At 66.5% G+C, this 26151-nt stretch carries 22 protein-coding genes; 6 read left to right on the top strand and 16 right to left on the bottom strand.

The genetic code is table 11. The features are described from left to right. Positions 1–690, top strand: a 690-nt coding sequence (locus tag B4920_RS23540) for a DUF3987 domain-containing protein (RefSeq protein ID WP_139379612.1), incomplete at its 5' end; no start/stop codon positions are given. 187 nt (positions 691–877) lie between these two features. Here the strand turns inward: B4920_RS23540 and B4920_RS23535 are convergent. Further along, positions 878–1501: a hypothetical protein gene (locus B4920_RS23535; RefSeq protein WP_139379611.1), complete on the bottom strand. Its 624-nt coding sequence runs from the start codon at positions 1499–1501 to the stop codon at positions 878–880. A gap of 622 nt (positions 1502–2123) precedes the next feature. Here B4920_RS23535 and B4920_RS23530 point away from each other — a divergent pair. From B4920_RS23530 to B4920_RS23520, 3 genes are all read left to right on the top strand, one after another. Beyond that, complete coding sequence (locus B4920_RS23530; RefSeq protein WP_079437124.1) at positions 2124–2786, top strand: hypothetical protein; 663 nt, start codon at positions 2124–2126, stop codon at positions 2784–2786. Further along, a complete protein-coding gene (locus B4920_RS23525) occupies positions 2783–3889 on the top strand; it encodes an ImmA/IrrE family metallo-endopeptidase (RefSeq protein WP_079437123.1) in 1107 nt (368 codons plus the stop codon). Before B4920_RS23530 ends, B4920_RS23525 begins: the two co-directional genes overlap by 4 nt. A gap of 206 nt (positions 3890–4095) precedes the next feature. Beyond that, a complete protein-coding gene (locus B4920_RS23520; protein WP_079437122.1) occupies positions 4096–4656 on the top strand; it encodes a recombinase family protein in 561 nt (186 codons plus the stop codon). A 189-nt stretch (positions 4657–4845) separates the two neighbouring features. On the opposite strand, the gene B4920_RS29595 is transcribed toward B4920_RS23520, so the two are convergent. Next, positions 4846–5154, bottom strand: coding sequence for a hypothetical protein (locus B4920_RS29595; protein WP_079437121.1), 309 nt, complete (start codon positions 5152–5154; stop codon positions 4846–4848). Between the two features lie 187 nt (positions 5155–5341). On the opposite strand from B4920_RS29595, the gene B4920_RS23510 reads away from it, so the two are divergent. Further along, a complete protein-coding gene (locus B4920_RS23510) occupies positions 5342–6010 on the top strand; it encodes a PEP-CTERM sorting domain-containing protein (RefSeq protein WP_139379609.1) in 669 nt (222 codons plus the stop codon). Positions 6011–6019: 9 nt separating this feature from the next. Here B4920_RS23510 and B4920_RS23505 read toward each other — a convergent pair whose 3' ends face one another. The 12 genes from B4920_RS23505 to xdhA all read right to left on the bottom strand — a co-directional run bounded on the left by B4920_RS23505 (position 6020) and on the right by xdhA (position 23254). Next, complete coding sequence (locus B4920_RS23505) at positions 6020–7924, bottom strand: radical SAM protein (protein ID WP_079437119.1); 1905 nt, start codon at positions 7922–7924, stop codon at positions 6020–6022. 55 nt (positions 7925–7979) lie between these two features. Then, positions 7980–9356 (bottom strand): GGDEF domain-containing protein, encoded by a 1377-nt coding sequence (locus tag B4920_RS23500; RefSeq protein WP_079437118.1) that lies wholly within the window; start codon positions 9354–9356, stop codon positions 7980–7982. 107 nt (positions 9357–9463) lie between these two features. After that, complete coding sequence (locus B4920_RS23495) at positions 9464–10657, bottom strand: MFS transporter (RefSeq protein WP_079437117.1); 1194 nt, start codon at positions 10655–10657, stop codon at positions 9464–9466. A 67-nt stretch (positions 10658–10724) separates the two neighbouring features. Then, on the bottom strand, positions 10725–11189 hold the full coding sequence (locus B4920_RS23490; RefSeq protein WP_161493379.1) for a cytochrome c: 465 nt from the start codon (positions 11187–11189) through the stop codon (positions 10725–10727). 271 nt (positions 11190–11460) lie between these two features. Beyond that, entirely contained in the window at positions 11461–12804 is a 1344-nt protein-coding gene (gene guaD / locus B4920_RS23485; protein ID WP_079437115.1) for a guanine deaminase, read from the bottom strand. Then, entirely contained in the window at positions 12801–14162 is a 1362-nt protein-coding gene (locus B4920_RS23480; RefSeq protein WP_079437114.1) for an 8-oxoguanine deaminase, read from the bottom strand. Before B4920_RS23480 ends, guaD begins: the two co-directional genes overlap by 4 nt. Before the next feature lie 688 nt (positions 14163–14850). Continuing rightward, entirely contained in the window at positions 14851–15771 is a 921-nt protein-coding gene (locus tag B4920_RS23475; RefSeq protein ID WP_079437113.1) for an ABC transporter permease, read from the bottom strand. Positions 15772–15781: 10 nt separating this feature from the next. Then, positions 15782–16852, bottom strand: a complete 1071-nt coding sequence (locus B4920_RS23470; protein WP_079437112.1) for an ABC transporter permease — start codon at positions 16850–16852, stop codon at positions 15782–15784. Continuing rightward, positions 16839–18365 (bottom strand): ABC transporter ATP-binding protein, encoded by a 1527-nt coding sequence (locus tag B4920_RS23465; protein WP_079437128.1) that lies wholly within the window; start codon positions 18363–18365, stop codon positions 16839–16841. The genes B4920_RS23470 and B4920_RS23465 overlap by 14 nt, the downstream gene beginning before the upstream one ends. Positions 18366–18403: 38 nt before the next feature. Further along, a complete protein-coding gene (gene xdhC, locus B4920_RS23460; protein ID WP_079437111.1) occupies positions 18404–19420 on the bottom strand; it encodes a xanthine dehydrogenase accessory protein XdhC in 1017 nt (338 codons plus the stop codon). 37 nt (positions 19421–19457) lie between these two features. Further along, on the bottom strand, positions 19458–21785 hold the full coding sequence (gene xdhB, locus B4920_RS23455) for a xanthine dehydrogenase molybdopterin binding subunit (RefSeq protein ID WP_079437110.1): 2328 nt from the start codon (positions 21783–21785) through the stop codon (positions 19458–19460). Beyond that, complete coding sequence (xdhA, locus tag B4920_RS23450; protein WP_079437109.1) at positions 21782–23254, bottom strand: xanthine dehydrogenase small subunit; 1473 nt, start codon at positions 23252–23254, stop codon at positions 21782–21784. Before xdhA ends, xdhB begins: the two co-directional genes overlap by 4 nt. Positions 23255–23471: 217 nt before the next feature. On the opposite strand from xdhA, the gene B4920_RS23445 reads away from it, so the two are divergent. Beyond that, a complete protein-coding gene (locus B4920_RS23445) occupies positions 23472–24434 on the top strand; it encodes a hypothetical protein (RefSeq protein ID WP_079437108.1) in 963 nt (320 codons plus the stop codon). 28 nt (positions 24435–24462) lie between these two features. On the opposite strand, the gene B4920_RS23440 is transcribed toward B4920_RS23445, so the two are convergent. Together B4920_RS23440 and B4920_RS23435 are read right to left on the bottom strand one after the other, a co-directional pair. Then, positions 24463–25557: a methyl-accepting chemotaxis protein gene (locus B4920_RS23440; RefSeq protein ID WP_079437107.1), complete on the bottom strand. Its 1095-nt coding sequence runs from the start codon at positions 25555–25557 to the stop codon at positions 24463–24465. 107 nt (positions 25558–25664) lie between these two features. Continuing rightward, positions 25665–26129 carry an Rrf2 family transcriptional regulator gene (locus tag B4920_RS23435; RefSeq protein ID WP_079437106.1) on the bottom strand — a complete coding sequence of 155 codons (465 nt, stop codon included), beginning with the start codon at positions 26127–26129 and terminating at the stop codon, positions 25665–25667. Between the last annotated feature and the right edge of the window lie 22 nt (positions 26130–26151).

The following is a 26151-nucleotide window of genomic DNA, read 5'->3' as shown; positions in this document are numbered from 1 at the left end:
CTGGCCCGCTTCGGCCTGCTGGTGTGGCCGGAGACCGGCGGCACCTGGAAGAACGTGGACCGCTACCCGGACGGCCCCGCCAAGGATATGGCCTTCGCCGTATTCGACGAGCTGGACGCCCTCAATGCCCTGGCCCGTGGCGCCGAGCAGGAAGGCGAGGACGGCCCACCCTTCCTGCGCTTCGATCCGGAAGCCCTGGAGGCCTTCACCGATTGGCGCACGGGCTTTGAAGCCGGCCTGCGCTCGGGGGATCTGTACCCGGCCCTCGAATCCCACCTCGCCAAGTATCGCAAGCTGGTCCCGGCCCTGGCCCTGACTTTCCACCTGGGGGACGGATACAGCGGCCCGGTCGGCCTCGCCTCGACGCTGCGAGCACTGCATTGGGCGGTGTATCTGGAGACGCACGCCCGGCGCTGCTACGGGGTGGCCCAGGGCAGCGAGGCCGACACGGCACGGCGGATTCTGGAGCGGATCAGGAAGGGGGATCTGGCGCGGGAGGGGTTCGGCAGCCGCGACGTGTGGCGTCCGGGCTGGTCGGGGCTGGCCGATCAGAAGCGCGTGGCCGAGGGCCTTGGGCTGCTGGTGGAGCTGGGGCACCTGGAGGAGTGGCAGGAGCCTTCACGTACCAAGCCGCGGCAACTGTACGTGGTCAATCCCAAGTCGGTGCCGCTCGTGCCTGCACGGCACTGAGGCTGAATTTTGCCCATGTGCGCTAGAAACCGAACTGCCAAAACTGTCTTTTCTCAATTTGGCAGTTTTGACAGTGAGTAAGCTAGGGCATGTGCGTCTAAAGATGCATGGCGCAGGAGCTGAGCATCGCCTTGTCCTCAGATGGCGATGCCCAGCCAGGGGAACATCGGGTTGTCGAGAGTGGCCCCTATGAACTCTCTGCGACGGAGAAGGTGCCACCGCCAAGCATGCCTGCGTAGGGGTGACTTCCGAAGATCACGAACATGAATTCAGATTGTTTGAGTGCTTCGTGGAGTTGAACTGAAAGTAGCTCAACATCGTTGATGTAACCGCGGATCCGCTTCGGCGGTGTTTCATCCTGCAGCCAGGTCGTGGGAAAGTCAGGGAGCGTCCCCGCCTTATGTTTGCTGCGGAAATTGGTTCGTTGTGTACGTCCATGAACCATCTTGTCTCGAATGGCCTGCAAAGAGCGTACCCCTGAGTAGGGCTTTTTGCCTTTCGGCGGAAGCTCCCAATCGATCTCCTCCGCGATCCGCAGGAGCTTTCCATCGGTTCCTCGATATGGGGGCGTGTTGAAGTACTTGCGCTCTTCCTCCCAGACATGCGGCAGAGCTTCTTCACCGACGTAGTTCAGGTAAGCCTCAAAGGCAGCAGCTGCGAGCAGTCCAGCAGACAGGTGCAGCATCCAGCCATCATCAGGGTGTGCCTGCGCCAATGCGAGGTGGCGCTGCGAGCTCTCCCATAAGATTCGATGGGCAAAGCTGGTGTGACTGCCGCTCGATATAACTAGTCGCGGTGGTGTGGTTTCCATGATGGCCGCTCGAAGAGTGTTGTGGCTATGGTGAATCATACGAAACGACTGTGCGGTCAACAAACGCCTTCAAGTGATGTGTGCACACCATGCACGGGGCACTGCCGGGCTGATCGTGGTGGCTCAGTAGTTCAATGGATAGAACGGTAGGTCGCGCACTTGCATGGGGTGCAAGGTCATGTAGGCCCATGTCCCGCATCTTGGAGATGGGCGGTACTGGGATCGAACCAGTGAGCCCCTTTGAAGGAAACGACCCCAGCAAGCTGCAGTCAATGTCCGGCTATTGCAGTGACTTGTATATCTGTTTCGCCAGAGAATGGTTCGGCGCATCAACGGGCTCGCTGGGCGCTTGCTGCTGAGTTGTTCTCAGCCATGCCCGCTTGCCTCACGGTCCTGTGAGGACTCTCCCGGCCGAGGGAAGGCTCGGGGATCGATTCCCGTTCCGGGCACCCGAGACACCTGGAATCACAATCCAGTGCTCTGTACTAGTGTGCAGTTGATCGTCAAGCCAGTCCGCAGATTTCGTAGCGTGGCTTCCTCTACTTAGAAGCTCTGACTTGGTTCTTGTTTTTCAACATCCAAGGATGTATAAAAAGCGGAAGTACATTGTCTGGGGTAATTCATGTCCGCTGAACGTCGTATCAAGTATCAAGACCTTCCTGCCGAGCAGGCAGTCACATTGCTGTTCGGAGTGACAAGAGATGAACTTGATAGGGTAGTACTCCAGTGTTGGAGTGCGTTTATGTCTGTGGGGCCCTTGAAACCGAAGGGGTTTGGTGGAACTAACGCATGGGCATTCGGTACCGAGGCTTTGCGAGAGCTGTTTGTCCCGAAAGGGTGGCTTCCGGTGAACCCGAACAATCAGCCGCGCGTTGTCTCGCCCGACGGAAAGCATGCAATTACTGTGATCAGTGGCGATTCAGATACGGGAAATCCATACCGAGAGCCTCAGACCAGGAACAAACGTGGTTCGCAGACTTTGCGTAGCGTTTCCTACAACAGCATCCAGGGGCAGCTCTTCCCAGTGTCGAGTGCTGTGAGGAGAGACTTTGATCTGGATAGTGCTGAAGGGCAGTCGTTGTGGATACTGCTATTTCACGTAGATACCGGTGCTCAAGAGGTCCGATATGAGCTTTCGAGGCCGGTGAACTTCGGGGACAACGACAAGGTTGACGGCTGGGAGCCGAGGTTTATCATGCCCGCCCTTAGTTTCCAGGCGCGCGGTTCGAGAGGAACTCCAGATGATGGCGTCGATTTCGATATCCCAGTCACACCAAGGTCATGAATGATAGAAGTGCTTTTAACCCGATCAGACTTGTACTCGCGCGACAGCGGAGGGGGCTAACAAAGAAGTCGTTGGCCGACATTGCGGGTTTGAGCAGTAAGATCATTTCGCTCTACGAGAGCGGTGCGTCAATCCCAACGCCGGAAAGCCTAGAGGCGATTGCCAAAGGAGTGGGGTTTCCCGTGGCTTTTTTTGCGGGGCCCGACATCAACGCCCCTAGGGACGAGAACGCGAGCTTTCGTTCGTTCTCTCGTATGACCGCTGCACAACGCGATGCATCGTTGGCTGCAGGCGGTCTTGCTTTTCTGCTGAGTGATTGGATTGATCAGCACTTTCAGCTACCTGCAGTGAGTGTTCCTGATCTATCTGCAGTGGAGCCTGAAGTGGCGGCTGCGCTATTGCGTTCGGAATGGGGGCTGGGCTCAGGGCCGATCAAGAACATGGTCCACGTGATGGAATATCACGGGGTGCGCGTTTTTTCACTGGCTGAAGAGACCAAACAGGTCAATGCATTCTCTTGCTGGAGAGAAGGTACGACACCATTCGTATTTCTAAACACCCAGAAGTCCGCTGAAGCCAGCCGCTTTGACGCGGCCCACGAACTCGGCCACTTGGTGCTGCATCAGCATGGCTCCAACAAGGGCAAGGAGGTCGAGAATGAGGCGAATGCTTTTGCGTCTGCCTTCCTGATGCCGAAGGATAGTGTTCTAGCTCACAGTTGGCAGTGCCGGAGTGTGCCCGAGATATTGAGCGGCAAGAAACTCTGGAACGTCTCTGCGATGGCTTTTACTTACCGGTTGCACAAGGTTGGAATTCTGACTGAGTGGTTATACAAGAGTGCCTGTATTGAGTTGTCCTCAAAGGGGGCCCGTACGACTGAGATCGATTCAGCACCCCGTGAAACTTCGCAGATTCTGGCCAAGGTCCTGGGGATGTCACGCGATCAAGGAACAACGTTACGCAGAATCGGGGACGCCCTCCAGGTTTCAGTCGATGATCTGACCCCGCTGCTATTTGGCCTTGTACCGGTAGCTGTCTCTGGAGGTGGAGGTACCTCCCCGGAGCGCGCACGAAGCCCTTCGCTACATCTTGTAAAGGGATAGGCAGCAATCTGTTCGTTCAGCAACGCCGGGTATGTCCCGGCGTTGTGCTTTCTGGGGCCGGTGTGAACTGTTGTTTGAGGCTCAAAAGGCTTACCTTTTGAGCTACCCCGAAACAGCCCCGAGACAGATAGCTCAAATACGTTGTTTTCTATTTTGAGCCAGCCTATTATGTGAGCTATAGATTTTGAGCTACACAGAGGCCTGCCATGTCCGCCATCGTTGCCTATACCCGCGTCTCCACAGACGACCAGACCTGCGAGAACCAGCGGCGCACCATCGCTGAACGCTACAAGGTGGATAAGTGGTTCACCGATGATGGCGTGTCGGGTACGGTGGCAGCGACTCAGCGGGCAGGTTTGTCGGCGCTCCTCACGTACGTGCGGGAAGGTGATGTAGTCGTGGTCGCGGCAATCGATCGCCTCGGCCGTAACACCTTGGATGTGCTGAATACCGTCGAGGCGTTGAAGGAGACGGGCGCGGCCGTCATTTCGATGCGTGAGGGTTTTGAACTGGCCACGCCTACCGGGAAGCTCATGTTGACCATGCTGGCTGCCGTGGCGGAACTGGAACGCGAGAACCTGAAGGCTCGCCAACTCGCTGGGTTGGAGCGGGCGAGGGCGGAAGGCAAGCACCTGGGGCGCAAGAAAACGGTGAATGATGCCGAGGTGGTCGCGTGGCGTGCCGAGAACTCGGCCAGTATCAAGACAACCGCGGAGCACTTCGATATTTCGGTGGCCAGCGTCAAACGAGCATGTGCCAAAAGGTAGTGCGGAATGCTGGGGGTATTGATTTTGTGCTATGCCTTGGATGCAGCTAAATTACTGGATGTTCGAGTCTCGCCCAAGCACCAATAGCTGTTCCGCAGTGTTCCGAATCAGGCCGGCAAGCCCAGAGAAATCAAGGGTTCCGGCCTTTTTTGCGTCCGTAAGCGCCAGCATTCTGGCGCGCTTCTCCAGTTATTTCTCCAGACTCTCAAGAAAGCGCTGCCGCGCCGTTTCCAGTTCGGCGCGGCCGAAGTCGTCGGTCAGGCGCAGGCAGGTGCCGTAGAAGGCGTCGAAGGCGCTGCGCACGGTGTCGGCGTCCACGGTGCGGCTGGCTGCGGGGGCGACTGGCGGCGGGACGCCGTCCAGGGGCTGCAGCACCGCGTAGCGCGGGATCATGCGCTGGCCGCCGCTTTCGGCGCTGGCGGTCATCGGGCCGGTCTTGGTGTAGATCTTCCCTTCGAATGCGAAGCGGGTGCCAAGGGCAAGCTGTGACAGTTTCATGGCTGGGGGGCGGCAAAAGCGGCGATTGTAGACCTTTGCCAGGTGCTATCGGCGGTGTCGGGCGAGTGGAGGACTTCTCTGCTTTGACGGGGATTTTCCACTCCTTCCTGGAAATTCGAATGGAATAATCCGGGCTGCTTCCGTTGTCGCCCGACGTTCCCCGCAACCCTTCGAAAAGGAAAAGCCCTTGAACATATCCAGAATGTCTCCGCGCCGCCGTCGCGCGGCCCGGTTTGCCGCCGTTGCCCTCGCGCTCGGTGCGGCGAGTGCGTCGTCACAGGCGGCACTGGTCAAGATCGATGCCAGTCAGAGTTCGGTGACCTTCACATCCAACCCGCCGCCCATCTGCGATCCGTTCGGCAACTGCTCAACGCCACCGGCGCCGCAGACCTTTGCGTTGTCGGGCAGCTTCGATGTGGTGCGCGAGGTGGCTTCCACACCGTCACCCTACGACCCCACCACCTCCATCTACTTCACCCGGATCAGCTTCGATTCGGTTTCCGTTGATCTTGGTGGTGCCGGTGCCCTGGGCTTTTCCTTCCCGTCCTTTGCCGGGCTGGTGAATGGTACCGGTTTCACCGGCAGTGACGATCCGTGCTTCTTCAGTTTCGGCGGTTGCTCGGGCGGCGGATTGTTCAACAATACTTACACCGGTGATTTCGACGGTCACACCTTCTTCCTGAGTGGTGTGTCGCCGCAGGGTTTCTTCGATTCCTTCACCTATCAGATCGTCGCCACGGCGGTGGTTCCGGCCGCTACCACGGTTCCCGAGCCCGGCACGCTGGCGTGCGTCGCTGTTGCCGGCGCCGGCTGGGTGGCATCCCGGCGGCGTCGGGGCCGTCGCGACATTCAGTAGTCCCGCTGCTCAGTAGCCCAGCGCCCGGTCGATGAAGTGCTTGGGCACCCGCGGCCGGGGTACCTTGCTGTCGAACCAGCTGCGCACGTCCTGGTCCAGCCCGATGCCGTGCATGTAGTTGTAGAGGGCCTTGTTCAGCGCGACGCCGAGGGCGTCGTGGTCCACGCCGGTGGGGTCGATGAAGCCGACGTCGTTCTTGGCGAAGCTGATCGGCGGCAGGGGCTTGAGCTTGATGCCGTATTCGGCGGGGTTCTGGCCGACCGGCGAGTGCACGGTGCACACGAAGCGGTGGAAGAAGCCGGACTGGATGCAGCCGGCGTCGAACAGCTGGCGTACGTATTCCAGCGCGTCCACGGTGTCCTGCACGGTCTGGGTCGGGAAACCGTACATCAGGTAGGCGTGCACGAGAATGCCGGCGTCGGAGAAACCCTTGGTGACGCGGGCCACCTGATCCACCGAGACCCCCTTCTTCATCAGCTTGAGGAGGCGGTCGGAGGCCACCTCCAGGCCGCCGGAGATGGCGATGCAGCCGCTGTCGGCGAGCTGCTGGCATAGCTCCGGGGTGAAGGACTTCTCGAAGCGGATGTTGCCCCACCAGGAGATCGAGCGCTGGCGGCGCGCCAGTTCGTCGGCGAGGGCTTTCAGCATCTTCGGCGGGGCAGCTTCGTCCACGAAGTGGAAGCCGGTCTGGCCGGTCTCGGTGACCACCGCCTCGATGCGGTCCACCAGAATTTCGGCGCTGGCGGCGTCGTAGCGGCCAATGTAGTCGAGGCTGACGTCGCAGAAGCTGCACTTCTTCCAGTAGCAGCCGTGGGCCACGGTGAGCTTGTTCCAGCGTCCGTCCGACCACAGGCGGTGCATCGGGTTGAGCATGTCGAGGATGGACAGGTAGCCGTCCAGCGGCAGGCCGTCCCAGGTCGGCGTGCCGACTTCGGCGAAGGGGATGTCCGCTTCGGCCAGGTTGATGTAGCGCACCTGGCCGTCCTCGCGCAGGTAGGTGCGCACCAGGCGCGATGCGCCGCGCTTGCCGTCCAGGTGTTCGAGCAGGGCCAGCAGCGGGCGCTCGCCGTCGTCCAGCGTGAGGTAGTCGAAGTAGTCGAAGACGCGCGGCTCGGTCAGCTCGCGCAGCTCGGTGTTCACGAAGCCGCCGCCGAGCACGGTGACGATCTGCGGGTGGGCGGCCTTGATGGTCTGGGCGATGCGGAAGGCCGCATAGACCGAGCCTGGAAAGGGCACCGACAGCAGCACGACGCGCGGCTGATGGCGGGCCACGGTTTCCAGCGTGAGGCGCTTGAGGGTCTCGTCCACCAGTGTCGGCGGCGCGGCGAGGGCCTTGGCCAGCGGTTCGAAGCTCGGCTGGGCCATGGCCAGGGATTCGGCGTAGCGCACGAATTCGAAGCGCGGATCGGCGGCCTCGCGCAGTACGTCGGCCAGGTCGTTGAGGTACAGCGTCGCCAGGTGGCGGGCCTTGTCCTGCACGCCCAGAGCACCGAAAGCCCAGGCCAGCGGATCGCCGCCGTCCGGGTCGTAATACACGTCGAGGGACGTAAAGCGCGGCCCTTCGGGCAGGAAGGCGCGGCTGGCGATGCGGTGGGCAAGGGTCGGGTCGCGGCCCTGCAGGAAGCCGAGCGCTGGGCCGACGGTGGCGCGGTAGCGTTCGAAGGCGCCGTCGAAGGTGTGCAGCGTCGCCGAGCGCTTCTTGTCCGACAGGGCGTGGACCTTGTCGCGTAGCGCATCGAGGCCGGCGGCGGAGAACAGTTCCAGCACCAGCTTCAGGGCCAGGTCGTCCTGTACGGCATCCACGCCGCGGCTGCGCAGGAAGCCGGTCAGGTAGGCGGTGGACGGGTAGGGCGTGTTGAGCTGCGTCATCGGCGGGATGAGCGACAGCACGCGGAGGCCGGGGCTTGCGGTCATGGCGGCGGCCGGGCCGGGGGCCCGGAGGGTGGTGCGATCGAGGCCCGGAATGATATCAGTCCGTCGCCACCCGGTTCCGCCCCGCTTCCTTGGCGGCGTAGAGTGCCTTGTCGGCCCGGTCGATGAGGCGCTGGTAATCCGGATGGCCGTCGCTGCCGGCCAGGCCGATGCTCATCGTGACGCGGAGGGTTTCACCGCCGGCCAGGAAGACATCGCTGTCGGCGATCCGCTGGCGGATTTTCTCGGCGACCACGACGGCCTTGGGAAGATCGATCTCGGCCAGCACGGCGAGGAATTCCTCGCCACCGTAGCGGAACACGAAGTCACCGGCGCGCAGCTGGCCGACGATCAGCGCCGCCACCTGCTGCAGCACCCGGTCGCCGGCATCGTGGCCGTGTTCGTCGTTGATCCGCTTGAAGTGGTCGATGTCCATCATCAGCACGCAGAAGCTGCAGTCGTGCTTGCGGGCCAGGCTGATCTCCCGGCGCATGATCGATGGCAGGAAGCGCCGGTTGAACAGGTGGGTCAGCACGTCGCGGCCGACCTCCAGTTCCATGATGTGGTCGAACATGTTGCGCAGCAGGTACTTCAGCTCCTCGATCTCCACCAGCACGGCGCGGGTCAGCGTACGGTTGCCGTCGCCGTCCGCGGGCGAGTCCCGCTCGCCGCTCAGGCGGGGGAACAGCGACTGGTCGATGTGTTCGACGCAGGCCTCGATCAGCGGCAGTTCCCGGGTGTCTTCGAACAGCAGCGGCGCCTTGTGGTGCAGCCACAGGCCGAACTCGGAGTCCAGCAGCGTCGGCATGTCGTCGAAGGGGGCACCGGAAGCCAGCAGGCGATAGACGCGGGCTTCCCACTCGAGGATTGCGACGGACTGCTTCTCCCGTTCCAGCGCCAGGTTGCGGCCGGCCTCGTGCATCTTGTAGGCCTCGTCGGTGCGGGCACTGCGCTCGGCGGACAGGATGAAGGCCGAACTCATCTCCTCGAAAGCGATGTCGGTCAGGTGGTCCACGTACAGTACCGCATGGACCAGGGCTTCCCGGCCCAGCTCGGTGGCGATCAGGCGCGCGTTGATGGCCTGCTTCAGAAAGCGGAAGCCCCGCGCCACCAGTTGCACCGGGATCTGCGCCCGGGCGTGCACCTCGCCCACGTGGCGCTGCAGGGCGAGGGCGGAAACCAGCTCCTCCACGCTGCGGTGGCAGAACAGCATTTCCATCCAGCGTTGCAGGCCCGGCTTGAGGTGGGCCTCGACGGCCTGTGCCGACAGGAACTGGACGGCGCCCGGATCGGCGAGCATCTGTTCGTAGAAGCGGTCGGCCAGTTCGGCCCTGTCCCGCTCGATGATGCCGGTGACCGCTGCGCGGATCGCGTCCGACGAGGTTTCGGCCAGGCGCTGCCAGGTTTCGGCAGCCAGACGCGGGGTATGAGGCATGGGCGCTCCCTGTCCTTTATTGTTATTGGGACTTGACGATAAGCGGCGGCGTTCGATGACGCAAGGAAGTTTTACCCATTGGGGATGAATGCGGCCGTTGCCGCGGTTCAGGTGACGCGGCGCCGGTAGGCGAGGCCGGCGGCGATCGTCAGCAGACCGCAGGCAACCAGCGTCGGGCGCACGCCGAAGGCGTGGGCCAGGCTGCCGACGCTGAAGCTGCCGAGTGGCGCAATGCCCAGGAAAGCCATCGTGAACAAGGCCATCACGCGGCCACGGAAGTCGTTGCTGACCTGGGTCTGGATCAGCGTGTTGCTGCCGGCCACGGTGACGATGAGCACCAGGCCGAGGCCGACCAGCACCGGCATCGCCATCCAGATACCGGGCGACAGTGCGAACAGGGCTACCGCCGCGCCGGTCGCGGGGGCGGCGACGCCGACCAGGCGGGCCAGCCCGTCGGTGCCCTGGCGACCGGCCAGATACAGGCTGCCGAGCAGCGAACCGCCGCCGGCGCAGCCCACCAGCAGGCCGAACAGGCGTGCGTCGCCGCCGAAGATCTCCTTCGCGAACAGCGGCATCAGCACCACGTAGGGGGCGGCCAGGAAGCTGGTGGTGGCGACGATCAACAGGGACGAGCGGATGCCGGGATGACTGGCCGCATAGGCCAGGCCCTCGCGCAGGGCCTGTAGCGGCGGCGCCGACGGCCGGCGCGCGCTGTCGGCGGGCAGGCGGATCGCCAGCAGGGCCAGCAACACCGCCAGGTAGGAGGCGGCGTTGAGCAGGAAGCACACCGCCTCGCCGACCAGTGCGACGACGAAGCCAGCCAGCGTCGGGCCGACGAAACGGGCGATGTTCATCAGGAAGGAGTTCAGCGCGATGGCGTTGGGCAGGTCGTCCCTGTCGTCCACCAGATGCACCGCGATGGCCTGGCGGGTCGGCACGTCCAGCGCGTTGATGCAGCCCAGGCCGAAGGCCAGCGCGATCAGGTGGCCGGTGGTCGCCTCGCCGAGCCAGGCCAGCGCGGCCAGCAGCACGGCCTGCACCATCGACAGGGCCTGGGTGGCGAGGAGCAGGCGGCGTTTGTCGAAACGGTCGGTGATCACCCCGCCGATGGCACCGAAGACGAGGATCGGGATCTGGCTCGCGAAGCCGACCATCCCCAGCACGAAGGCCGAGCCGGACAGGCGGTAGGCCAGCCACACCATGGCGATCTGCTGCATCCAGGTGCCTGCCAGTGAGATCAGCTGGCCGGCGAAGTAGATACGGTAGTTGCGGGAATCGAGGGCGCGGAGGAAGGCGGGCATGGGATGACGGACATGCGGCAGGACCGCGGACGGCCCTCCATTCTAGCGGTCCGCCATCCCCGGCGACTTACTGGATGCGGTACTCGTCGTGGCAGGCTTTGCAGTTCTTGGTGAGGTTGCCGAACTGGGCGCGGATGGCGTCCTTGTTGCCGGTGGAGGCGACCTTCACCAGTTCGTTGGCGTCCTTGCGGAACTGGCTGGCGATCTCGCCCAGCTTGGCGTTGCGGGCCGGATCGACGGCGTCGGCCTTGGCCTTGCTCTCGTGGAAACCGACGCCCTTGTCGGTGCCCGGCGCGAACAGCGGGCTGAGGCCGGCATTGACCACCGACTGGATCACCGTCGAAGCGGCGAGCACCTCGTCCTTGTTGTACTGGCCATCGAGGTTGGCCTTGACCTTGGCGCAATGCCAGCCGATGACCCGGAAGGAGCCCTGGCGGAGCTTGATCAGTTCTTCCGGCGTCTGGACCTGGGCCAGCACGCTGCCGGCGACGGTAAGACCAAGGACGGCGCACACGAGAGAGCGGAATTTCACGACAACGATCCCCTTTGTAAGAGTCTACGGGACCGGGCGGAATGCCCATGTCCACGGTAGGGACAATATCAAGGGGGCTCCGGAAACGCTGTCGGGGATGGACGGCAATTACGGTGATTGCAGGGGGATGTCGTCGCGGCAGGCTGGGGGGCGCCCATGTTTCTTTCGAGGGGGTCTTATTCTGTAGGCTGAGCCTTATTCCGTGAGGGCGAATGAATTCGCCCCCACAGGATCCCCAGCAATTGTCCAGCATGGGCTTGTCCCCCGGTCTTCAGGCGGATGTGCCAGCGACCTTCTCACCCAGCACGTGGGTGGCCCGTACGCAGCGTTCGTCACCGAGGATCATCAGCGCGAACAGGCGCTCGGCCAGCGTGCGGGTGTTGTCCATGCGCCAGGCGAGTTCGGGCGTGGCAGCCCAGTCGAGGACGACGAAGTCCGCCTCGCGGCCGGGCTGGAAGCTGCCGATGTGTTCGTCCAGGTAGAGGGCACGGGCGCCGCCGAGGGTGGCGAGGTACCAGCCGCGCATGCCGGACAGCGGCGCGGCGTGGATTTGGCTGGCCTCGTAAGCCTGGCCCAGGGTGCGGATCAGGCTGAAGCCGGTGCCGCCGCCAACGTCGGTGGCAAGGCCGACGCGCAGGCCCGCCGCGGTGCTGGCGGCGTAGTCGAAGGCACCGCTGCCGAGGAAGAAGTTGGATGTCGGGCAGAAGGCCGCGGCGGCGCCGGCGGCGGCCATCTCGCGGCGCTCGGCCGGCGACAGGTGGATGCAGTGGCCGTAGATGCTGCGCGGGCCGAGCAGGCCGTAATGGGCGTAGACGTCCAGGTAGCTGCTGCGCTCGGGGAAGAGTTCGCGCACCCAGGCGATCTCGGCCGGGTTCTCGGCCAGGTGGGTCTGCAGGTGCAGGTCCGGGCGGGCCGCGAAGAGTTCGCCGACGGCTTGCAGTTGTTCCGGTGTGGAGGTTGGCGCGAAGCGCGGCGTGAGGGTGTAGCGCAGGCGCTCGCGGCCGTGCCAGCGTTCTATCAGGGCCTGGCTGTCGGCGCGGCCGGAGACCGCGTCGTCGCGCAGGTTGTCCGGGCAGTTGCGGTCCATCAGCACCTTGCCGCACAGCATGCGTAGCTTGCGCGCCGCGGCGGCTTCGAAGAAGGCGTCCACCGAATGGGCATGCACCGTGGCGAACACCGACGCGGTGGTGGTGCCGTGGGCGAGCAGGCGCTCCACGACGAACTCGGCCGTGCGTTCTGCCACGCTGTAGGTCGCGAAGCGGGCTTCGGCGGGGAAGGTGTAGTCGTTGAGCCAGTCCAGCAGCTGGCGGCCGAAGGAGCCGATCACCCCCGCCTGCGGGTAGTGGATGTGGGTGTCCACCAGGCCCGGCAGCACCAGGCGGTCCCGGTGGTCGTGGAAGACGGCGGCGCGGCGCACGTCGGGCGGCATGTTGGCGTTGATTGCCGACCATGGCCCGGCGGCATGGATGCGGCCGTCCACGATCCACAGGGCGCCGTCGTCGAAGAACTCCCAGGCGCTCGGGTCGTCGCCGGGGCCGGGGTCGGCCAGGTAGTGCAGGATCTGGCCGCGCACGAGCACGTGCGCCTGAGCGGGGGTGGGCTGGTGCTGGGTCACGAGGCCTCCGCGAGTTGTCGGGCAAGGCGGTTATGGTGGGCGAGTATGCCGGGCAGGTCTACCGTCTGCAGCTTGCCGTCCTCGACGACCCATTTCCCGTTGATGAGGCTCAGGTCCACTGCATCTGGCGCGCAGAACACCAGCGCCGCCACCGGGTCGTGCACGGCGCCGCCGGCCAGGCGCAGGGTGTCGCTGCGGAAGGCGATCAGGTCGGCGCTCATGCCCGGTGCCAGCGCGCCGATGTCGTCGCGGCCGAGCACCTTGGCACCGCCGAGCGTGGCCAGCTCCAGCGCCTGGCGGGCGTTCATGGCTGCCGGGCCGTGGCCGACCCGCGCCAGCAGCATGGCCTGGCGGGCCTCGCCGAGCAGGTCGGCGCCGTCGTTGGAGGCCGAGCCGTCCACCCCCAGCCCGACCGCCACGCCGGCCGCGCGCATTGCCGGGATCGGCGCGATCCCCGAGGCCAGGCGCATGTTGGAGCACGGGCAGTGGGTCACGCCGGTGCCCGTACGGGCGAACAGCGCGATGCCGGCCGTGTCGAGCTTCACGCAGTGGGCGTGCCACACGTCGTGGCCGACCCAGCCCAGGCTCTCGGCGTACTCGGCCGGCGTCATGCCGAAGCGCTCGCGGCTGTAGGCTACGTCGTTGTCGTTCTCGGCCAGGTGGGTGTGCATCGACACCCCGTAGCTGCGCGCCAGCGCGGCGGATTCGCGCATCAGGTCGGTGCTCACCGAGAACGGCGAGCATGGCGCCACGGCGATCCGCAGCATCGCGTGGCGGGCCGGGTCGTGCCAGGTCTCGATCAGGCGGCGGCTGTCGGCGAGGATCGCCGCCTCGTCCTCCACCAGCGCGTCCGGCGGCAACCCGCCCTTGGAACGGCCGACGCTCATGCTGCCGCGGCAGGCATGGAAGCGCATGCCGATCAGCGTCGCCGCCTCGATGCTGTCATCCAGCCGGCTGCCGTTGGGGTAGAGGTAGAGGTGATCCGACGAGGTGGTGCAGCCGGACAGGATCAGCTCGGCCATCGCCGTCAGCGTCGACACCCGGATCATCTCCGGCGTCAGCCCCGCCCACATCGGGTAGAGCGTCTGCAGCCAGCCGAACAGCTCCGCATCCTGCGCGCCGGGCACCGCGCGGGTGAGGCTCTGGTACATGTGGTGGTGGGTGTTTACCAGGCCGGGCAGCACGATGCGGCCGGAGAGGTTGCGCACTTCGTCGGCGTGGGTGGGCAGTTCGGCGCTCGGGCCGACGGCTTCGATGACGCCGTCGCGGATGAACACCGCGCCGTCGTGGATCTCGCGGCGGGTGGCGTCCATCGTGATGAGGGTGTCGGCGTGGTGGAGGAGGAGGGTTTTGCTCATTGTTTTGTGTTGCCCTGTCGGGGCTTGTCCGGGGGGCTGATCAACGGCTTTCCATTTTTTTGCTTCACATTGGCCGGGACTCGCCCCGGCGGGCGACCTTCTTTCTTGCGTCGCCAAGAAAGAAGGCAAAGAAGGCGACCCGTGCCTCACCGGTCGTCCGCGTCGCGGACGACTTCCCTGTGCTGCTCGCAGCAGGCGGCCGGCGCGGAACTCGCCGGCTGCGCCGGCTCAGACAGCCGCGCCGGACTTCCCCGCCTGCCGCTGCGCTGCTCGGCGGTTCAGGACGGGCTTTGGGGAGGCACCGAGCCTTCCCTGAAGCTGAGGTGTAGTTGGTATAGCCGCCTTGTGCGGCATCTGCCGTCGAGCGGCCGCTTTTCCTTTCCCCCTCTGACGCGCCGAGTGGAGGGTGGGGCGGGCGGATCAGGGCTGCGCATGTTTGAGCCCGCAGGGCGAGTTTGCGCAGACCCCGCCCGGCGCACCCGGAGCGAGGGCACCCCCGCAGGGGGCGTGGCAGCGGGGCACGTTTCTTTGCGTCCTTTCTTGTCGTGTGACAAGAAAGGATGTCGCCCGCCGGGGCGAGACCCGGCCAACGCAAGCCAATAGAACGGGAAGCCGTCCGGTAAAGGGCAAAAGCTCAACCCGCGCAGGGCGAATGAATTCGCCCCCACAGCCCCAACAGCCACAGACTTTACGGCATCCACGGCTTCCCCAACGAAGCCGGCAAATTCAGCTGCAACAGCCGCTTGTCCCGCGAGATCAGCACCAGCACCACCACCGTCGCCAGGTAAGGCAGCGCAGCCAGGAACTGCACGGGCAGCGCGATGCCGAGGCCCTGGGCGTGGAACTGGAGGATCGTCACGCCGCCGAACAGCCAGGCGCCGAGGAGCAGGCGGGTCGGGTTCCAGGTGGCGAAGACCACCAGCGCGATGGCGATCCAGCCGCGGCCGGCGACCATGTTCTGCACCCACAGCGGCGTGTAGACCGTGGACAGATAAGCGCCGGCGATGCCGGCCATCGCGCCGCCGAACAGCGTGGCGCCGTAGCGGATGGCGATGACCGGGTAGCCGATGGCGTGGGCGGCGTCGGGGGCTTCGCCGACGGCTTTCAGCAGGAGGCCGAGGCGGGTTTTCCGGAGCACCCACCAGACGATGACGAAGGTGATGAGGCCCAGGTAGGTGACCGGGTCCTGGTGGAACAGGATGCGGCCGATCACCGGGATGTCCACCAGGCCGGGGATGTCCAGCGGCTGCAGGCCGGGCAGGCTGAAGCTGACGTAGTGCTGGCCGATGAAGGCCGACAGGCCGACGCCGAAGATGGTCAGCGCGAGGCCGCAGGCGGCCTGGTTGGCGGCCATCGACAGGGACAGCACGGCGAACACCAGCGCCGCCAGCATGCCGGCGACGGCCCCGGCGGGCAGCCCGGCCAGCGCGCCGCCGCCGGAATCCGCCGCCGCAGCGAAGCCGGCGATGGCGCCGATCAGCATCATGCCTTCGACGCCCAGGTTGATGACGCCGGTGCGCTCCGCCACCAGCTCGCCGAGACCGGCGAAGATCAGCGGCGTGGCCGCGCCGAGGGTGCCGGCGAGGACGGGGATCAGGTGTTCGAGCATCGCGGGGTCCTTAGGCGTAGGCGGGTTTGGGGCGGGGCTTGAGGCGGTAATCGACGAACACGTCGGTGCCGAGCAGGAAGAACAGCAACATGCCCTGGAACAGGCCGGTGATCGCCGCTGGCAACTGCAAGGCCACCTGGGCCGCCTCGCCGCCGAGGTAGAGCAGGGCCATCAGCAGGCCGGCCAGCACGATGCCCACCGCGTTGAGGCGCCCCAGGTAGGCCACGATGATGGCGGCGAAGCCGTAGCCCGGCGAGATGTTGAGGTTGAGCTGGCCGACCGGCCCGGCCACTTCGCCGACCCCGGCGATGCCGGCGGTGAGGCCTGACAGCACCAGGCTGACCCACACCGTGCGCTGGGCCGAGAAGCCGGCGTAGCGGGCCGCCGCCGGGGCCAGGCCGCCGACGGTGAGCTGGTAGGCCAGGAAGCTGCGCGATGTGAAGATCCAGAAGGCGATGGAGGCGACGGCGGCGATCAGGATAGATGCATTGACGCGCATGCCCTCGAACCACGGGCTGAACAGGGCCGGGTCGCCGAACATGATGGACTGCGGGAAGTTCATCCCCTCCGGGTCGCGCCAGGGGCCGTTCACCATGTAGGACAGCGTGAAGCTGGCGATGTAGGTGAGCATCAGCGTGGTGAGGGTTTCCTCGGCGTTGAAGCGGGTCTTCAGCAGGGCCGGGACGGCGCCCCACAGCGCGCCGCCGATGGCGCCGGCCACCACCATCAGCGGCAGCACCCACCAGGCATCCACGCCGTCGAGGGCGATCGCCACGCCGCCGCCGGCCAGCGCGCCGACGATCAGCTGGCCTTCCGCGCCGATGTTGTAGATGCGCGCCCGGAAGCCGATCGCCAGGCCCTGGGCGATGAGGATCAGCGGACCGGCCTTGACCATCAGTTCGCTCCAGCCGTTGCCCGACGACAGGGGCTGGACGAAGAACACCGTGAAGGCTTCGACGGGATTCTTGCCGAGGGCCAGGAACAGCACGGAGCCGACGGCCAGGGTCAGGCCGATGGCGATCAGCGGCGACAGCAGGCGCATCTGCGCCGATGGCGTGGAGCGGGGTTCAAGCAGCGGCATGAGCGGGTTCCTTGTCGGCGGGGGCGAACAGGCCGGACATCTGCATGCCGATCTTCTCGGCGTTGGTCTCGGCTTTCGGCACGGCGGGGCCGAGGCGGCCCTCGGCCAGCACGGCGATGCGGTCGCAGATCTCGAACAGCTCTTCCAGCTCTTCGGAGATCACCAGGATCGCCACGCCCTGGCGGGACAGGTCGATCAGGGTTTGGCGCAGGAAGGCGGCGGCGCCGACGTCCACGCCCCAGGTGGGCTGGGCGACGACCATCGCGATGGGCTGCTGCATGATCTCGCGGCCGACGATGAACTTCTGCAGGTTGCCGCCGGACAGGCTGCGCGCCGCCGCACCGGGGCCGCCGCAGCGCACGTCGAAGCGTTCGATGCAGCGCTTGGCGAAGTCCCAGGCGGCCTTCGGGCGCAGGAAGCCCTTCTTGACCAGGCCCTGGCGCTGGGCGGTGAGGGTTGCGTTGTCGGCCAGCGACATGGACGGCACCGCGCCGCGGCCGAGGCGCTCTTCCGGCACGAAGGCCAGCCCGTGCTTGCGGCGGCGGCCGGCGTCCAGATGGCCGACCGGCAGGCCGACCAGCTTGACGGCCTCCGCCGCGCCGGTGGTCTCGCCTGACAGGGCGGCCAGCAGCTCGGCCTGACCGTTGCCGGAAATGCCGGCGATGCCGAGGATCTCGCCGCGGTGCACCTCCAGCTCGATGTCCTGCAGGCGGGTGCCGAAGGGGTCGTCGGGCACCAGGGACAGCCTGTTCACCGTCAGCGCCGGGGTGGCGATGCCGGTGTAGGCGGGCACCTCGCACACCGGCAGCTCGCGGCCGATCATCATGCGCGCCAGGCTGGCCGGGGTTTCCCGCGATGGGGTGGCAGTGCCGGTGACCTTGCCGCCGCGCATCACCGTGGCGCTGTGGCACAGGCTCTGGATCTCGTGCAGCTTGTGGCTGATGTAAAGGATGCTGACGCCCTCGGCGGCCAGCCGGCGCAGGGTCTCGAAGAGCTTCTGCACGGCCTGCGGGGTGAGCACCGAGGTGGGCTCGTCGAGGATCAGCAGCTGGGGCTGCTGCAGCAGGCAGCGCACGATCTCGACGCGTTGGCGCTCGCCCACCGACAGGCTGTGCACCAGGCGGTCCGGATCCAATGGCAGGCCGTAGCGGGTCGAGACCTCCTTCACGCGGATGGCCAGCGCCTTGAGGTCGAAGGGCTCGTCGAGGGCCAGCGCGATGTTCTCGACGACGCTCAGCGTCTCGAACAGCGAGAAGTGCTGGAACACCATGCCGATGCCCAGCCGGCGCGCCTCGGCGGGGTTGGCGACGACCACCTCGCGGCCGTTCCACTGGATCTGGCCGGCGTCGGCCTGCACCGCACCGTAGATGATCTTCATCAGCGTGCTCTTGCCGGCGCCGTTCTCGCCGAGCACCGCGTGGATCTCGCCGGGGCCGACCTTGAGATTGATGCCGTCGTTGGCGACCACGCTCGGGTAGCGCTTGGTGATGCCACTGAGTTCCAGGCGTGGCATGCCCGTCGGTGGGCCGCTGAAGGGGGGTGGGGGGATGCTCACGGGCGGACTCCTGACAACAGGAAGGGGGTGATGCGCAGCGGGCGGGAGGCTTCCGCGACGGCCTGGCGGGCTTCGCGCACCTGCAGTAGCTGGGCCGCCACCGAGGCGGCGATGACAGCGGGCTCCTTGCCGCGGATGCCGGGCACGCCGATCGGGCAGCTCATGTCCACCAGCCGGGCCGGGTCGATGCCGCGGGCGATCAGGCGGTGCTCGAAGCGGGCGCGCTTGGAGGCCGAGCCGATCAGGCCGAAGAAGGCGAAGTCGTGGCGTGCCAGGATCGCCTCGCACAGCTCGAAGTCGAGGCCGTGGTCGTGGGTCAGCACCAGGAAATAGGCGCCGGGCGGTGCGGCGCGGACTTCGGCGGTCGGCATGTCGGTGCCGATGGCGTCGGTACCGGCCGGCAGCTCGGCGGGGAAGATGGAGTCCCGGTTGTCCACCCAGCTGATGTGCGCACCCAGCGGTGCCAGCGCGCGGGCGATGGCCTCGCCGACGTGGCCGGCGCCGAACAGCACCACCGGAAACTGGGTCTTGCGGATCTGCTGCTCGAACTGCCAGTGGCCGCCGTCGGACCAGAACTGAGCCGGGTCGCGCTTGCCGTGTTGATCCGTGCTCATGGACCACAGGGAGCCCTCGTCGCCGGACAGCAGGCGGCGCTGCAGGGTCTGGCCGGCAGTGACGGCGGCGGCGCGGGTCTGCCAGCTGGCGGCTTCGCGGGCCTCGATGCGCTCCAGCGCCAGCCACACCACACCGCCGCAGCACTGGCCGAGGGACGCACCGAGGGCGCAGCGCATCACGTGAGGCTGGCCGCTCTTGGCCAGCAGGTCGCGGGCGGCGGCGGTGGCCAGCCATTCCAGGTGGCCGCCGCCGATGGTGTCGGCGGTGGCGTTGCGTCCGACCAGCATGGTGGCGCCGGCTTCCCGCGGCGTCGAGCCGTCGGCCCGCACCACGGTGACGAGGACCGCCGGCTGGCCGGCCGCCAGCCAGTCGGCAAGGGTGGGGAGCCAGTCGTTCATGGGAGCGTCTCCGGTTGCGTGGTGGGGAAGGGAGGCATCACAGGCGCCCTCCGTGCAGCGCGCGCAGGATCGCCTCCGGCGTGGCGGGGGCGTCCAGTTGTGGGCGGGCACCGGGGCCAAGGGCCGCCGCCACCGCGTCGCGCAGCGCGAAGAAGACCGAGAAGGCCAGCATCAGCGGCGGCTCGCCGACCGCCTTGGAGCGGTGGATGCTGTCCTCCACGTTGGCGTTGTCGAACAGGCGCACGTTGAAGACCGGCGGCAGGTCGGACACCGCCGGGATCTTGTAGGTGGATGGGGCGTGGGTGGCGAGGCGGCCGGCTTGAGGGCCGTCGGGCTGGTACACCAGTTCCTCGGTGGTCAGCCAGCCCATGCCCTGGATGAAGCCGCCTTCGATCTGGCCGATGTCGAGGGCCGGATTGATGGAGCGCCCCACGTCGTGAAGGATGTCCACGCGCAGCACGCGGTTCTCGCCGGTGAGGGTGTCGATGGCCACTTCGGCCAGCGCGGCGCCGTAGGAGAAGTAGTAGAACGGCCGGCCCTGCATGGTGACCGGGTCGTAGTGGATCTTAGGGGTCTTGTAGAAGCCGGCGTCCCACAGCTGCACGCGGGCCCGGTAGGCGTCGGCGACGACGTCGGCGAAAGTGGCGTCGAAGCCGGGCGCGCTGACCATGCCGGCGGCGAAGATCACCGCCTCGTCGCTGACTCCCAGCCGTTCGGCGACAAAACCGGCGATGCGCCGGCGGATCGCCTGGCAGGCGGCCTGGGCGGCTTTGCCGTTAAGGTCGGTGCCGGAGGAGGCGGCGGTGGCCGAGGTGTTGGGCACCCGGCTGGTGTCGGTGGAGGACAGACGCACGTCGTCGATGGGCAGACCGAACTCCTGGGCGACGATCTGGCGGATCTTGGTATACAGGCCCTGGCCCATCTCGGTGCCGCCGTGGCTGACCAGCACGGTGCCGTCGTTGTACACATGGACCAGCGCGCCGGCCTGGTTGTAGAAGGTGGCGGTGAAGGAGATGCCGAACTTCACCGGCGTCAGCGCCAGGCCTTTCTTGAGCAGCGGGCTGCCGGCGTTGAAGGCGTCGATGGCGGCGCGGCGCTCGGTGTAATGGGCATCGGCGGCCAGCTGGGCGACCAGCGGGTGGATCACGTTGTCTTCCACCTTCATGCCGTAGTGGGTGACGTTGCGCTCGCTGCCGGTGCTGTCGCCGTAGAAGTTGGCCTGGCGCACGGTCAGCGGGTCGCGGCCGAGGTGGCGGGCGATGTCGTCGATCACCGATTCGATGGCGAACATGCCCTGCGGCCCACCGAAGCCGCGGAAGGCGGTGTTGGATACCGTGTGGGTGCGCCCGCGCAGGCTCAGGATGGACACCGCGTCCAGGTAATAGGTGTTGTCGGCGTGGAAGATCGCGCGGTCGTTCACCGGCCCCGACAGGTCGGCCGAGAAGCCGCAGCGGGAGGCCAGCAGCAGCTTGAGCCCGGCGATGCGGCCGGCGTCGTCGAAGCCCACGTCGTACTCGATGTGGAAGTCGTGGCGCTTGCCGGTGATGCGCATGTCGTCGTCTCGGTCGAGGCGCAGCTTGACCGGCCGTCCGCTGAGGCGGGCCAGCACCGCGGCGATGCAGGCGATCTGGGCCGACTGGCTTTCCTTGCCGCCGAAGCCGCCGCCCATGCGCCGGCACTCGGCGGTCACCTGGTGCACCCGCCAGCCCAGCGCGTGGGCGACCATGTGCTGCATCTCGGTGGGGTGCTGGGTGGAGGTGAGGACGCGCATCGTGTCGTCCTCCAGCGGGATCGCGCAGGCGATCTGGCCTTCCAGGTAAAAGTGTTCCTGGCCGCCGAGCTGCACTTCGCCGCGCAGGCGATGGGGTGCGCTTTCAAGGGCGGCGACGGCGTCGCCACGGCTCACCTCGACCGGCGGCAGCACCCAGGATTCGGCTTCGGCGGCGGCTTCGGCGCTCAGCAGGGCCGGTAGCGCCGTCACCTCGACGCGCGCCAGGCGGGCCGCCTTGCGGGCCAGCTCGTGGCTGTCGGCGGCGACGGCGAACAGCGGCTGGCCGTGGAACAGGATCTCGCCGTCGCACAGGATAGGGTCGTCGTGCTTGACCGGGCCGCAGTCGTTGATGCCGGGGATGTCGTCGGCGGTGATCACCGCCCGCACGCCGGGGGCGGCGCGCACGGCGGACAGGTCGAGGACCTTGATGCGCCCGTGGGCGATGTTCGACAGGCCCAGTGCGGCATGCAGCGTGCCGGCCGGCACCGGGATGTCGTCCACGTAGGTGGCGCGGCCGCTGACGTGCAGATGGGCGCTCTCATGGGGCAGGCCGGCGCCGACCGCGGGGGGCGGGTTGCGGTTGGGGGCGTTCATGGCTGCACCTCCAGTTCGGCGAGGCGCGTCGGTGCGCCGCCTGCGCCATCTTCCAGCCAGACGCGCTGCAGCAGGCCGGCTGCCACCTGGCGGCGATAGGCCGCCGACGCGCGCATGTCGTCGAGGGGCGCGTACTCGTGGGCGAGCACGTCGGCGGCGGCGTCCACCGTGGTCTGGCCCCACAGCTTGCCGACCAGGAATCTCTCCGTCTGACGTGCGCGCTGCGGCGTGGCGGCCATGCCGCCGAAGGCGATGCGCGCTTCGCTGACGACGCCGTCTACGACGCTCAGCGCAAAGGCGCCACACACCGCCGAGATGTCCTGGTCGATGCGCTTGGAGATCTTCCAGGTGCGGAAGCGACGCTCAGCCGGCTGCGGCGGGATCCGCAGCGCCTGCACGAATTCGCCCGGTTCCAGCGCGGTCTTCTGGTAGGCCAGGTAGAAGTCCTCAAGGGGCAGCTGGCGTACCTGCCCGCCCTTGCGCAGCACGATCTGTGCGCCCATCGCGATGAGGCCGGGCATCGAGTCGCCGATCGGCGAGCCGTTGGCCACGTTGCCGCCGAGGGTGCCGGCGTTGCGTACCGGGGTGGAGGCGAAGCGGCGGGCCAGCTCGGTCCATGCCGGTTCGAAGGCGACGAGGGCGTCGAAAGCGTCGGTGAGGCTGGCGCCGGCGCCGATGAACAGGCCGTTGGCGTCGACGCGGATTACCTTCAGCTCGGCCACCGCGCCCACGTAGATCAAGTCGCCCAGCTCGCGCAGCTGCTTGGTGACCCACAGGCCGACGTCGGTGCCGCCGGCCAGCAGGCGGGCGTCGGGGGCGGAGAGGCGCGCGTCGGCCAGTTCGGCGAGGTTGCGTGGGGCCAGGAAGCGTTGGCCGGTAGCCCGGTAGTCGAGGGGCGGCAGCGCGGCCAGTGGCGCCAGCGCGGCGAGGATCGCCGGCCGGTCGACACCCACGCGGTCCTGTTCGTAGGCGGCCGGTACGGCGTCGACGATCGGCCGGTAGCCGGTGCAGCGGCACAGGTTGCCGGACAGTGCATCACAGACGGCGGCCTTGTCCGGACATTGCGGGTTGTTTTCGTAGAGGGCGAACAGGGACATCGCGAAGCCCGGCGTGCAGAAGCCGCACTGGGATGCGTGGGTATCCACCAGCGCCTGCTGGACCGGGTGGAGCAGGCCGGTGATGCCGAGTCCGTTGATGCCGGCCAGGTCCTCTACGGTGAACAAGGCCTTGCCGTCGAGAGTCGGCAGGAACTGGATGCAGGCATTCACCGCGCGCAGCTGCAGCTCGCCGCCGACGTTCTCGCCGAGCACCACCGTACAGGCGCCGCAGTCGCCTTCCGCGCATCCTTCCTTGGTACCGGTCGCGTGGGCGTCCTCGCGCAGATATTGCAGCACCGTCCGCGTCGGCGGCGCATCGGCGACCTGCCGGACCTCGCCGCGGAAGTAGAAGTGGATGGGACGTTCGCTCATGGTCGTGACTCGTGCATGCCGGCGTGCCGGGATGATTTCAAGTTAACACATGGGGCGCCGCCCTGCTGCCGGTGGCGGCGTATACGGGATATGGGGAAAGCTGAATGAGTGCACGCAGCAGGAACTATTTCTCCCCGGAAAGCCATGGCGGGTGCGTAGTATTCAGATGCTCATTCGCTATCCGTCAGTTCTTTCACCTTCTTGAGATGGGGTTCCCATGTTGAAACGTCTGCTGCTGCCCTTGTGTTTCGTGTCCGGACTGTCCTGTGCTGCCGATCCCGGTGCTGACGGGCTGGCCTATTCGCCGGCGGTGGTCGGTATTTCGAATGCGGGCGACCTGAAGGGCGTCAGGAAGGTGGCGGTGGCGTCCTTCGTCGTCCAGTACGTGGTGAAGCAGACCGAGGATCTGGTCGTCGATTTCGAACCTCCGCTGACTGCCGATCCGGCCTTTCTGCAGCGCCTTACCGAGAAGATGTACGGAGACTTCCAGGCCAGCGTGAAGGCGGCCGGCCTCGAACTGGTGCCCCATGCCACGGTGGTCGCGACGCCGGAATACAAGGCCATGCAGGGCGTGTCCTCGCCGTCGCCGCTGCTGATGGACGGCTGGAAGCTGGGCTCGAAGACCGGTGCCTACAAGAGCCTGTTCTATGCGCCGAAGGATCTGGTCATCAATCTGAAGGACGACTACGAGGAGCTGCGCAAGAGTTATGGTGGGTTCAGCAGTTATGTCGTGGATGAAACCCTGACCTTCACGGGCCGCATCGGCCAGTACGCCACCAACTGGAAGTTCTATGACAAGGACCTGCAGAAGGCCGTCGGTGCGTCCACGCTGCACGTCCGGGTCTTCGTGCCGATCGCCTACCTGTGGTCCAGCCAGAGCAAGGCGGGTGGGTGGACCCATTACAGTGCCGGGGCGATGGCTGCCGTCCGCCTGGGCGAGCGCTTCACCCGCCTGGCGGTGGGCAAGGACGGGGATGTGGTGAAGATCTACCTGACCGAGCCGGTGATGACCCGCGGGGTGACCGACGCCAGGCTGATCAAGGAGTCCACCAACTTCCTCGGCAAGGTTTCCCGCGACGTGGATTACACGTTGAATGTCGATGGATATCAGAGGGTCGTCCCGGCGGCGACCGATGCCACCCTCAAGGCCTTCCTCGACAAGATGAAGGAAAATCTCTGATCCACCGGCCTACCTGGGCGGGTGTGCTTCAGCCCCGCCCGCGCAGGATGCGCTCCATGCCGGCCATCACCGTCAGGTTGGCTTCCTCCATGCGGGCGAGGGCGTCGAGGGCGCCGCTGAGATCGCCGCTGCGGTAGCGTTCGACGGCGCGGCGGGCGTGGTCGTGCACCGCCTTGTGGGGGGCTTCCATGTCCCGGTAGCCGGGCAGGCGCGAGAATTCCGTGCGCCCCTCGCCTTCGTAGTACCAGCGGCCGAGACGGCACTGGGTCTCGTCGGGCAGGTCGCGTGGCTGCAGGTCGGAGAGGCCCAGCAGCACCTTGTACACCTCCAGCTTGAGGGTCAGCTCCTCGATGTTGGCCAGTTCGGCATTGGCCAGTTGAGAGGATGCGGCGATGCTGTCCTGCATGTGGCGGGACAGCTCGAACAGGCGCTGCATGCTGTGCATCGCGGTTTCGCTGTCGGCGCCGTGGCTGGCGGCGTCGCCGGCACCGATCTCCATGATCTTGCGGGCTTCAGCGGTTTCGGCCTGGATGCCGGTGACCAGGCCACCGATCTCCGTGGTGGCCTTGGCGGTGCGTTCGGCGAGTTTGCGCACTTCGTCGGCCACTACCGCGAAGCCACGCCCGGCTTCGCCGGCGCGGGCCGCTTCGATGGCCGCGTTGAGCGCCAGCAGGTTGGTCTGCTCGGCGATCTCGCGGATCAGCTGGACGATGCCGCCGATCTCAGTGGCGCGCTGGGACAGACCGGCAACGCTTTGGCCGGCGGCCTGGATGCGCGCGAACATCGTGCGCAGGTTATCGGCGATCTTCCCGAAGGCGGCCCGGTTGGCCTCGGCTTCGCTGGCGGCACTCAGCGCTGAGGCCTTGTCTTCGCCGAGCCGTTCCGACAGGCCGGCAAAAGACTGGCGGATGCCGCTCAGGGATTCGCCGAAGCGCGGGATGTTGCCCGCCACGCCGTCGAGCAGACTGTACCGGGCCTGGAGCCGCTGCCGGCCATCCTCGGCGTCGCCCCGGCGCCGCTGCAAATCGGCCAGCTCGTCGCGCAGGGCTTGATTCTGGGCCTTGAGGGCGGCGTTGTCGGCGAGGGCAGTGGCCAGTTCCCGCCGGGTTTTCGAGCCGAGCATGGGGGATCTTTCTGATGGATAATGTTGAGTAATTTGATCGGGTATTGCGTCGCAAGCCTTGATCCGCGTCAAGGCAGCGCGGAGATCGCGGAGGGCCGCGCGCGGTCTCAGGCGTCGCCGGTGGCTGGAGTGGCGGGCGGAAACAGGCGGATCGCCTGCCATTCGCCGCGCGGCCCACGCCGGATGAGGTCAGCCAGGGTGTAGCCGTCCATCACCTTGAGCAGCGCGGCGAGGGCCTCCTGCAGGATGCCCTCCAGCTCGCAGTCGCCGCCGAGGCGGCAGGTGGATGCGTCGCCCATGCATTCGACCAGCGCGAAGTCGGTCTCGGTCTGGCGGATCACGTCGCCGAGGACGATCTTGCCCGGATCGCGGGCCAGCCGCATGCCGCCACCCTTGCCGCGCTGGGTGTCGATGAAGCCGCTGCGTGACAGGTGGTGGGCCACCTTCATCAGGTGGTTCTCGGAGATGCCGTGGGCCTGGGCGATCTCCCCGATGGTCACCAGGCGTTCGCGTTCCGCGCCCACGTACATCAGCGTACGCAGGCAGTAGTCGGTGAAGGTGCTCAATCGCATCGGCGTTGTCCGTCGGGCGGTT

It is taken from the genome of Zoogloea sp. LCSB751 (genome assembly GCF_002028455.1).
Lineage (GTDB): Bacteria > Pseudomonadota > Gammaproteobacteria > Burkholderiales > Rhodocyclaceae > Zoogloea.
This window is presented reverse-complemented; position numbering and strand designations above follow the sequence as displayed.